This window comes from Pseudonocardia sp. (assembly GCF_025465255.1).
Classification (GTDB): Bacteria; Actinomycetota; Actinomycetes; order Mycobacteriales; family Pseudonocardiaceae; genus Pseudonocardia.
Window position 1 is genome coordinate 1 of record NZ_JAODNI010000039.1, and the last position, 9,374, is coordinate 9,374.

11 protein-coding genes are annotated in these 9,374 nt (G+C 75.1%); 5 read left to right on the top strand and 6 right to left on the bottom strand.

The annotated features are described in order from the left end of the window. The 3 genes from JWP64_RS04010 to JWP64_RS04020 all read right to left on the bottom strand — a co-directional run. On the bottom strand, positions 1 to 397 hold a 397-nt coding region (locus tag JWP64_RS04010), incomplete at its 3' end, for a (2Fe-2S)-binding protein (protein ID WP_297492372.1). Next, positions 394 to 636: a sarcosine oxidase subunit delta gene (locus JWP64_RS04015; protein ID WP_297492374.1), complete on the bottom strand. Its 243-nt coding sequence runs from the start codon at positions 634 to 636 to the stop codon at positions 394 to 396. The genes JWP64_RS04010 and JWP64_RS04015, both read right to left, overlap by 4 nt. A 9-nt stretch (positions 637 to 645) precedes the next feature. Further along, positions 646 to 1,893 carry a sarcosine oxidase subunit beta family protein gene (locus tag JWP64_RS04020; RefSeq protein ID WP_297492375.1) on the bottom strand — a complete coding sequence of 416 codons (1,248 nt, stop codon included), beginning with the start codon at positions 1,891 to 1,893 and terminating at the stop codon, positions 646 to 648. A 120-nt stretch (positions 1,894 to 2,013) separates the two neighbouring features. Between JWP64_RS04020 and JWP64_RS04025 the strand changes: the two genes are divergently transcribed. Beyond that, positions 2,014 to 2,664, top strand: a complete 651-nt coding sequence (locus JWP64_RS04025) for a GntR family transcriptional regulator (protein ID WP_297492377.1) — start codon at positions 2,014 to 2,016, stop codon at positions 2,662 to 2,664. A gap of 39 nt (positions 2,665 to 2,703) precedes the next feature. Here JWP64_RS04025 and JWP64_RS04030 read toward each other — a convergent pair whose 3' ends face one another. Further along, positions 2,704 to 4,683 carry a TPM domain-containing protein gene (locus tag JWP64_RS04030; protein WP_297492379.1) on the bottom strand — a complete coding sequence of 660 codons (1,980 nt, stop codon included), beginning with the start codon at positions 4,681 to 4,683 and terminating at the stop codon, positions 2,704 to 2,706. A gap of 255 nt (positions 4,684 to 4,938) precedes the next feature. Between JWP64_RS04030 and JWP64_RS04035 the strand changes: the two genes are divergently transcribed. The 3 genes from JWP64_RS04035 (at position 4,939) to JWP64_RS04045 (ending at position 7,182) form a co-directional block, all read left to right on the top strand. Further along, a complete protein-coding gene (locus JWP64_RS04035) occupies positions 4,939 to 5,535 on the top strand; it encodes a sigma-70 family RNA polymerase sigma factor (RefSeq protein WP_297492381.1) in 597 nt (198 codons plus the stop codon). A gap of 91 nt (positions 5,536 to 5,626) precedes the next feature. Beyond that, positions 5,627 to 6,133 carry an SRPBCC family protein gene (locus JWP64_RS04040; protein ID WP_297492383.1) on the top strand — a complete coding sequence of 169 codons (507 nt, stop codon included), beginning with the start codon at positions 5,627 to 5,629 and terminating at the stop codon, positions 6,131 to 6,133. Continuing rightward, entirely contained in the window at positions 6,133 to 7,182 is a 1,050-nt protein-coding gene (locus JWP64_RS04045; protein WP_297492385.1) for an LLM class flavin-dependent oxidoreductase, read from the top strand. The genes JWP64_RS04040 and JWP64_RS04045 overlap by 1 nt, the downstream gene beginning before the upstream one ends. Here JWP64_RS04045 and JWP64_RS04050 read toward each other — a convergent pair. Then, entirely contained in the window at positions 7,166 to 8,431 is a 1,266-nt protein-coding gene (locus JWP64_RS04050; RefSeq protein ID WP_297492387.1) for an amidohydrolase, read from the bottom strand. The genes JWP64_RS04045 and JWP64_RS04050 overlap by 17 nt on opposite strands. 17 nt (positions 8,432 to 8,448) lie before the next feature. Beyond that, positions 8,449 to 8,649 carry a hypothetical protein gene (locus JWP64_RS04055; RefSeq protein WP_297492390.1) on the bottom strand — a complete coding sequence of 67 codons (201 nt, stop codon included), beginning with the start codon at positions 8,647 to 8,649 and terminating at the stop codon, positions 8,449 to 8,451. A gap of 177 nt (positions 8,650 to 8,826) precedes the next feature. On the opposite strand from JWP64_RS04055, the gene JWP64_RS04060 reads away from it, so the two are divergent. Further along, positions 8,827 to 9,288 (top strand): calcium-binding protein, encoded by a 462-nt coding sequence (locus JWP64_RS04060; RefSeq protein WP_297492392.1) that lies wholly within the window; start codon positions 8,827 to 8,829, stop codon positions 9,286 to 9,288. The last annotated feature ends 86 nt before the right edge of the window (positions 9,289 to 9,374 follow it).

A 9,374-nucleotide genomic window follows, 5' to 3' on the forward strand; every position in this document is an offset into this window, starting at 1 on the left:
CGGCGAGCAGCCCGGCCGGCCCGGCGCCGACGACGAGCAGGTCGCAGTGGGTGTACCTGCGGTCGTAGCGGGCGGTGTCGGGCACCTCGGCCAGCCGCCCGCGCCCCGGGAGGCCGCGGGCGACCAGGCCGTCCGTCAGCTCGATCGTGCTCGCGAGCAGCATCGGCTCGGGGAAGGGCTCCTCGACCTGCACGAGGCCGCTCGGGTCCTCGCTCCACGCGGCGGCGATCCCGCGCGGTCGGCCGAGCGTCACGCTGGTTGCGACGGCGTGGACGCCGCTCGCGAGCAGGGCCGACGCGAGCGTGTCCCCCGGGTGGCCGGTGAAGGTGGCGCCGTCGAAGGTGAAGGTCAGGGTGCGGGAGCGGTCGAGGCGGCCGTACCCGTCGAGGCGGCTCACTTCTCGAACCTGTACGTCGCCGTGTCCCGGACGGCCGTGAACCAGCGGCGGCAGCCCGCGCTGTGGCTCCAGCGCTCGTGCAGGGGGCCCTTCGGGTTCGCGCGGTGGAACACGAACCGGGCCCACTCCTCGTCGGACAGCTCGGCCGGGGCCGCAGGATAGGCGACACCCGCCTGCCCGCCGTAGTGGAACTCGACCTCCTCGCGGGGGCCGCACCAGGGACAGTCGATGAGCTGCATGATCTCTCCTCAGTGGGCCACGGCGGCGGCGCCGTGCTCGTCGACGAGCGCCCCGGTGACGAAGCGGTCGAGGCCGAACGGCGCGACGTAGGGGTGCGGCTCGTCGTGGGCGATCGTGTGGGCCAGGCACCAGCCGATGCCGGGCGTCGCCTTGAACCCGCCGGTGCCCCAGCCGCAGTTGAGGTAGACGTTCTCGTAGGGCGTTCGGCCGACGATCGGCGACGCGTCCGCGGTGACGTCGACGATCCCGCCCCAGGTCCGCAGCAGGTGGGCCCGCGCGAACACCGGGAACAGCTCGACCGCGGCGGCCATCTGCCGCTCGATGATGTGGAAGGCGCCGCGCTGGCCGTAGCCGTTGTAGGAGTCGACGCCCGCGCCCATCACGAGCTCGCCCTTGTGCGCCTGCGAGACGTACACGTGCACCGCGTTCGACATGACGATCGTCGGGTGCACCGGTTCCAGCAGCTCGGAGACCAGGGCCTGCAACGGGTGGCTCTGGATCGGCACCGGGATGCCGAGCAGGTCCGTGAGGGTCGACGTGTGCCCCGCCGCGCAGAGCGCGACCTTCCCGGCCGCGATCTCCCCCCGCGTCGTCCGGACGCCGGTGACCCGGTCCCCGTCCGTCGTGAAGCCCGTGACCGCGCAGTCCTGGATCAGGTCGATGCCGGCCTCGTCGGCGCGGCGGGCGAAGCCCCACGCCACGTAGTCGTGCTTCGCGATGCCCGCGCGGGGCTGGTAGGTGGCGCCGTGCACCGGGTAGCGGATGTCCGAGGAGACGTTGACGATCGGGCAGATCTTCGCGACCTCGTCCGGGCCGATCCACTCCGCGTCGATCCCGTTCAGCTTGTTGGCCTCGACGCGCCGCAAGCTCTCCCGCACGTCCTGCTCGGTGTGCGCGAGGTTGAGGACGCCGCGCTGGCTGAAGAGGATGGGGTAGCCGAGGTCCTCCTCGAGGCCCTCCCACAGCTTCAGCGAGTGCTCGTAGATCGCGGCGCTCTCGTCCCAGAGGTAGTTCGAGCGGATCAGGGTGGTGTTGCGGGCCATGTTCCCGCCGGCCAGCCAGCCCTTCTCCAGGACCGCAACGTTCGTGATGCCGTGGTTCTTCGCCAGGTAGTGGGCGGTGGCCAGGCCGTGCCCGCCGCCGCCGACGATCACCACGTCGTACGAGCGCTTCGGTTCGGGGGTGCGCCAGAGGAAGTCCGGATGGTCCGGGGGCTGCCACGGGCGAGCGTCCGGGCCCGTCGTCGTGTCGGTCATTCCGGGCCCCTCGCCTGGTGGATGAGTATCCGTAGACTGATATATCAGTCGCCGGGTACGGTAGGCGCCGTGATGGGGCGGGGTCAAGGCTGCCCGCGGATCCGACGGGGAGGGGTGCCGGTGAGCGTCGCGCAGGAGACCGGGTCGCTGGCGGACAAGGCCTACGCGGCCATCCGGGACCGGCTCGTCATGCTGGAGATCCGCCCCGGCGAGCCGCTGAACGACGAGCGGCTGGCCGAGGAGCTCGGCACCGGGCGCACCCCGGTTCGCGAGGCGCTCAAGCGGCTGGAGGGGGACCGGCTCGTCGTCGCGTACCCGCGGCGGGGCACGTTCGCGACGGCCGTGGACATCACCGAGCTCGCCCACCTGTCCGAGGTCCGCGAGCAGCTCGAGCCGCTCGCCGCGCGCAGCGCCGCCCGCAACGCCGGCTCCGTGGACCGCGCCGCGCTCGCCGCGCTGGCGGAGGAGGTCGCGGCCTTCGACCCGGACGCGACGGACCCGCACACGCTGCTCCGCGCGGACGTCGAGGTGCACCGGACGATCTACCGCGCCACCGGCAACCCGCACCTCGAGGACGTCTGCGTACGGCTGGACAACCTCGCCACCCGGATCTGGGTGCTGTTCATGGGCCGGATGCCGACGTTGCCCGGGCACGTCCACGAGCACGCGGACCTGCTGCGCGCCGTCGTCGAGGGCCGGGAGGAGAAGGCGGCGGAGCTCGCGCTAGCCCACGTCGTGGGGTTCGAGAAGTCGATCCGCGCCCTGCTGTAGCGCCGTCCCTGCCCCCTTGTCGTGAAGGTCAAAAAGGGGTCAGAAGCGGCCGCCGCCACCCCGGCGACCCCGGCTCGACGAGCCGCCGAAGCTGCCCGGGGACCGGCCCCCGCCTCCGCCGAAGCCACCGCCCCCGAAGCCGCCGCCGCTCCGGTGCCCGCCTCCGCCGCCGAGAGCACCGGAGAGGATGCCGCCGAGCACGAGGCTGCCGAGGTCCACGCCGACGCTGCGCCCGCCGCCGGCCGGCCCGGACCACCGGGAGACGTCGTCCTGGGCCAGGCGCAGGGCCTCCTGAGCCATCGAGTCCGCCTGCTGCGCCTCGCGCAGCGCCGCCACCGGGTCGCCGCCGCCGGAGGCCTGCTGCAGGTGTCGCTGCGCCTCGGCGAGCCGGGTGCGGGCCTGCGCGCCGACCGCGCCGCGGCGGGTGCCGATGAAGTCCGAGGCCGCGGCGACGGCCGAGCCCGCGGTCACCAGCGCCTGGTCCAGCGCCACCGCGGCCCGCCGGTTCCGGTCCTGGGCGGCGCGCGCGTCGGCGATGGCGTGGTCGAGTGCGGTGCCGGCCTCGTCGAGCAGGTGCAGCGCCGCGAGCGGATCGGGCTGCGCCGCGCCAGCCGCCTCGGCGGCCGACGTGACGGCGGCCCGGGCCCGGGCGACCACCGCGGGGTCCACGGTGGGCAGCACGCCCGCCTCCGCCAGGTCCTGTTCCACCTCGGCCCGGGCGGCGGGGACCCGCGTCGCCGCGTCGGCCAGCTCCGTCTCCCGGCGCGGGACGCCGTCGAGCAGCGTCTCGGCCTGCGTCAGCGCATCCTCCGCCGCCCGCCCGCCGACGACGGCCTGCGCCGGGCTCGGCGCGGCCAGCGCGGCCCGGGCCTCGCCGACCTCGGTGCGCGCGGCGTCGAGCAGGGCCCTCGCCTGCGGGATGTTCTCCGCAACGGGCTCCAGCGCGGACGCCGCGTACCGGCTCCGCAGCGCGGCCCACGTCGCCTCGGTCGCCGGCACCCGCCCGGTGAGGGCGTCGAGCCGGGCCGCGGTCCTGTCGACGTAGCCGGGGGCGTCCGCCTCGAGCCCGCGCAGCCGGTCGAACGCCTCGACCTGGGCATCCAACCGGTGGTCCGCCGCGGTGGCCAGGCGCAGGATCTCCGCGTGCATCCGGCGCTGCGCCGGATCGTCCTCGGGCACCTCGTCGTCGAGCTGCTGGCGGATCTCGAACGCCGCCAGCATGTCCGCCCGGGACGCCTCCAGGGCTGCGGCGAACTCGGCGACGGCTTCGTCCCCGAAGTGACCACGAGCCGCGGCGAGCTCCCGCTCGGAGGTTCCCACGGCATCGTCGACGTCGAGGAGGGCCTGGCTGGAGCGGTAGCCGAGGTCCTCGGTGCTGACGCCGGGGAACGGGTCCGCCGGGGGAGCGGGCGCGTCGGGCGCGTCGGGGGCCCGGGAGTCGCCGGTGGCCTTCCGGCGCCGGCGGCTCAGCGCGTACGCCCCGCCACCCACGACCACGGCGCCCCCGACGACCCAGGGGACGACGCTCCCGCCGCTGTCGCCACCGCTGCGCAGGCCGTCGGCGAGAGCCACCGCGGCACCGGCCCAGTCCTCTCGGGACAGCCGCGGCTCGACGTCCTGGGTCTCGATCCGGTCGGTCGTCGCCGCCGAGACGGGGAAGGCGTCCGAGTAGGACGTCCCGTACGCCCGGTCGCCGGTCGCGACCGCGAGCAGCACGTCCCGGTCGCCGCGCTGGGAGAGCTGCGCGGCGCGGTCGGCCCAGGCCTTCCCGGCCTGCCCCTCGAACGAGTCGACGTAGATCACGAACAGGTCGTAGCCGGACTCCGAGGTGAGCCGCTGGATCGCGCCGGTGACCTGCGCCCGCTCCGCGGCGTCGAGCACCTCGGCCCGGTCCGTGACCCGGTCCGCGGCCCGGAAGGGCGGATCGGCCGCGGCGACACCGGGCCCGGCGAGGAGCCCCGTTCCCAGGGCGAGGAACAGCGCCCCGAGCATCGAGGCGAGGACGACGATCCGGCGCACGGCGGTCTCCGATCACGGGGCGGCGCGCCCATCATGGCGTGCCGGCCTCGCCTGGCGCCCACGCGCACCCTCCGGTGCCACGCGTGTGGTCGACCGCGCGCGTGACACCGGCCGGCGCGCGCGGCACGGGATCAGGACGTCGGCTCACCCTGAGACCCGGTCCCGGCAACCGGGGTACGACCCGGGGATCACCCGGATCCCGCCCGCGGCCGTTCTTCCTAGCGTTTCCCCAGGCCGAGCCGAGGGAGACAGCAGATGTCACCGCTCGCGAACGGACGCGCCCGGACGAGGGGCGGCGACCGGAGCACCACCGAGCTCGTCGAGGCCGCGGGCCGGGGTGTCCCGCAGGCCTGGGACGAGCTGGTGACCCGGTACGGCGCCCTCGTCCGGGCCGTCGCCGCGCGCTACCGCCTGCAGGAGGCGGACGCGGCCGACGTCGTCCAGACCACCTGGCTGCGGGTGCTCGAGCGGCTGCACACCCTGCACGATCCGGAACGCTTCGGCGGCTGGCTGGCGACGATCACCTCCCGCGAGTGCCTGGCGCTCCTGCGCCGCGCCCACCGCGAGCTGCCCGGCGAGGACATCGCGGTCGAGCGCCCCGCCGCCGGTCCGGGGCCGGAGGCGCTGCTGCTCGCCGGGGAGGAGCGGGCGGCCGTCGGCGAGGCGGTCGCGGGCCTGCCGCCGCGGCGCCAGGAGCTGGTGCGCAGGCTCTTCCGCCAGCCGGATCCGGCCTACCGGGAGGTCGCGCGGGCGATGGGCATGCCGACGGGGAGCATCGGCCCGACGCGGGGCCGGATCCTGCAGATGCTGCAGGCGTCCCTGGAGGACGCCGGCTTCGGGCTGAGCGCGTGAGGAGTCCGGGACCACTCGCCGGCGGCCGCGATTGACAGCTGGATTCCTCTGCGCAACCCTGAGGGTCCCGACGACGAGGAGCCCGCTGATCATGGAGTGGACCGGAGCCCGGTACGCGGACACCCCGACGGTCGAGGTGGCGACGTGGGTCGACGCCCCGCCCGAGCGCGTGTGGACGGTGGTCTCCGACGTCGAGGCGATGCCGTCGATGAGCACCGAGCTGCAGCGTGTCGAGTGGACGGACGGCGCCACCGGTCCCGCGGAGGGCGCCTGTTTCGTGGGGTACAGCAGGCACGACGCGCTGGGCGAGTGGTCGACGCCGTCGCACGTCGTCGAGTGCGAGGAGCCGCGGGTCTTCGGGTGGGCGGTGGGCGACCCCGGGAGCCCGGCGGCGTCGTGGCGCTTCACGCTCGAGCCCGCGGACGGTGGCACCCGGCTGACCGAGTGGATGCGGATGGGCCCGGGCCGCTCGGGGCTGAGCGCCGCGATCGACGCGATGCCGGACAAGGAGGAGAAGATCGTCTTCGTCCGGCTGCGGGAGTTCGAGGCGAACATGACCGCGACCCTCGCGGCGATCAAGGAACGGGCCGAGGGCTGATGCGCACGGCCACCACCGTCGAGGGCTCGGGCGGCCACAGCTTCCGGGAGACCCTGGACTTCGTGCTCGAGGCCGAGAAGCTGGGCCTCGACATGGCCTTCGTCGCCGAGGCCTGGGGCTCGGACGGCCCGTCGGTGCTCGGCTACCTCGCCGCCCGGACGGACCGGTTGCTGCTCGGTTCCGGGGTCATGCAGGTGGGGATCCGGACCGCGGTCGCCGTCGCGCAGGTCGCGCTGACCCTGTCGGACATGTCCGACGGCCGGTTCGTGCTGGGCCTCGGCCCGTCCGGTCCGCAGGTGATCGAGGGCCTGCACGGCGTGCCGTTCGCGAAGCCGCTGACCCGCACGCGCGAGACAGTGGAGATCGTGCGGCAGGCGTTCGCGGGGGAGAAGGTCGCGTTCGCCGGGGTGACGCAGCAGATCCCGCTGCCGGGCGGCGAGGGCCGGCCGATGCGGCTGTCGACGGCGCCGAACCCGGGCATCCCGATCTATCTCGCCACCATGTCGCCGAAGATGCTGGCGCTGACCGGGGAGGTCGCCGACGGCTGGCTGGGGACGAGCTTCGTCCCCGAGGGTGCGGCCGCCTACTTCACCCACCTCGACGCCGGGATCGCGGCCGCGGGCCGTACCCGCACGGACCTCGACGTCTGCCAGGGCGCCGAGGTCGCGTTCGCCGCGGACCCCGACGAGCTCCGGGGGATGGTCGCGGAACGGCGGAAGGGGCTCGCGTTCAGCCTCGGTGGGATGGGCTCGGCGAGCACGAACTTCTACCACGACGCCTACAGCCGGCAGGGCTGGGCGGACGTCGCCGCGGCCGTCCGGGAGCGCTGGCAGGGCGGGGACCGCGAGGGCGCCGCGGAGCTCGTCACGGACGAGATGGTGCTGGGCACCACGCTGATCGGCACGGAGGACATGGTCCGCGCCCGGCTCCGGGTGTGGCGGGACGCGGGCGTCGACACGGTCCGGCTCTACCCCGCCGGGGAGACCCTCGACGAGCGCTTGACGACGCTGGCCCGCGCCCTCGAGCTGGTCCCTAGGGGAGCGTCCTGATCAGTTGTTCCAGGAAGTCGACGCCGGGGGCGAGCGCGGACTCGTCGAAGTCGAAGCCCGGCGTGTGGTGCGGCCCGGCGAGGTCCGCCCCCAGCCCGACATAGGTCGCGCCGACGAACCGCGGGCCCGGATGCGCCTGCGCCCGGCGCATCAGGGCGGTGGCGTCGTCGCTGGCCACGCCGCCCTCCGCGGCCGGGGTGACGATCCGCAGCCCGACCGCCCGCGCCGCCTCCTCCACCACCCCGACGGCCGGTGCGTCCGCGCGGGCGGTGGTGACCGAGCCGATCAGCTCGACGTCGACGTCCAGCCCGTACATCCGCGCCGCGCCCTCCAGCGCGGCCCGCGCCCGCTGCTCCAGGTCGTCGTTCACCGAGCCCTCGTCCGCCCGCGTCTCCAGCAGGATCTCCGCGCGGTCCGGCACGATGTTCGACGACGTCCCGCCGCTGATCCGGCCCACCGCGACCCGGGTGTCGTGCCCGGCGACCCGCGGTAGCCCGGCGACGGCGAGTGCGGCCGCGGCCGCGCCGAGCACCGCGTTGCGGCCGTCCTGCGGGGCGAGCGACGCGTGCGCGGCGACGCCCCGGAACAGGCCGCGGAGTTTGGAGTTCGCGAGCAGCCCGTCCATCGAGGACGCCAGGCCGCCGCTCGGCAGGCCGATCCCGAGGTGGACCGCGAGGAACAGGTCCAGGCCGTCCGCGAGCCCGGTCGGCGCCATCGCCCGGCCGCCCCGGCCCCCCTCCTCGGCGGGCTGGAAGAAGAGCGTCACGTCCCCCGGCGGCCTCTCCGCGGCGAGCCGTTCGGCCAGCTCGACGGCCATGCCGACGTGCCCGTCGTGGCCGCAGGCGTGCATCTCGCCGGGGTGGAGAGAGCCGAAGCCGAGGCGAGCGGGCAGGTGCTCCGGCCCGTCCGCCTCGACGATCGGGAGCGCGTCCATGTCCGCCCGCAGGCCCAGGGACGAGCCCGCTCCCGATCCGCGCAACGTGGCGACGACGGCGGTGTGCCCGCCGCGCATCGACGGGAGGAAGCGAGGGTCCCCGCCCGTGGCGGCTGCGCGTTCGTACGCGGCGTCGAGGGCGCCCGGGGCGGGGACGCCGAGCCGCTCGTCGGGGACCATCGCGCCCGGACCGGTGACGACGTCCCAACCCAGGTCCACGAGCCGCCCGGCGATCCGGCTGGCCGTGCGGAACTCGGTGAACCCGACCTCGGGGTGGGCGTGCAGGTCCCGGCGCCACTCGACGGCGGTCCTCACCGTGGGCCCCTGAACCGTCAGTCCCGGGGGGTGCGCCGGGCCGAGATCGCCCGCGCCACCAGCGCGACCCCGGCGATCACGCAGACCACGCCGATGACCAGCCACAGCCGGGACCCGGTCATGAAGCTGCCGCCGATCACGTTGGCGCCCTGCAGCGTCCACACGAGGCCGACCAGCACGAGGACGACGCCGACCACCGGAAAGAGGATCTTGGTCACGGTTCGACGGTACTCGGTCGGGCCGGCACGGCCTCGTGTCACGTTCCGCGCTCGCACCCGGGCAAGGGATCCTCGGACGGGTGAGAAAAGCGTCGATCATGTGATCTCGGCGATAGCGTCCCGTCACTGTCCCGAACCGCCCGTCACCCCCGAACCACCAGCTGAGGAGGGGTCGCCTTGTCGCGTCCGCACACCGCCCGCCGCATCGCCACCAGCACCGCCGCCGTCACCCTCGCCCTGTTCGCGACCCTGCCGCTGGCCGGGAGCGCGAGCGCCGCGGAGGACCTGGACTGCAGACACTTCGTGGACCAGGCCGCCGCGCAGGCCCACTACGACGCGAACCCGAGCGACCCCGACCGCCTGGACGAGGACGACGACCGGCAGGCCTGCGAGAACCACGACTACAACACCTCGTCCGGCTCGATCGGGGCGCCCACGAGCCGCGACGAGCCCGCGTCGTCGAACCGGGTCGGCGCCCAGATCGCGGCCGTGCCCCGCGGCGCCGTCGCGGCCGGGGACGGCAGCGGGACCGGCGCCGACCCGGAGGCCGTCGCGGCCGCCACGCTCGGCGGGATCGCCGCGATCGGGGTCGTCGGCGCGGTGTTCCTGCTCCGCCGCCGCGTCCGGGACGAGCGCTGACCGGCCCTCGCCCGGCACCTCCGCGTCCTCCGGCTCTTCTGCATCACGGCTCCCTGCGCCGGGCCGGACTGCGGCGGGCCCTGCTG

Bases quoted from the DNA above. Each gene is read 5' to 3' on its own strand.
- JWP64_RS04015 (WP_297492374.1), bottom strand. From the start codon at position 636: ATGCAGCTCATCGACTGTCCCTGGTGCGGCCCCCGCGAGGAGGTCGAG.
- JWP64_RS04040 (WP_297492383.1), top strand. From the start codon at position 5,627: ATGGAGTGGACCGGAGCCCGGTACGCGGACACCCCGACGGTCGAGGTG.
- JWP64_RS04035 (WP_297492381.1), top strand. From the start codon at position 4,939: ATGTCACCGCTCGCGAACGGACGCGCCCGGACGAGGGGCGGCGACCGG.
- JWP64_RS04020 (WP_297492375.1), bottom strand. From the start codon at position 1,893: ATGACCGACACGACGACGGGCCCGGACGCTCGCCCGTGGCAGCCCCCG.
- JWP64_RS04045 (WP_297492385.1), top strand. From the start codon at position 6,133: ATGCGCACGGCCACCACCGTCGAGGGCTCGGGCGGCCACAGCTTCCGG.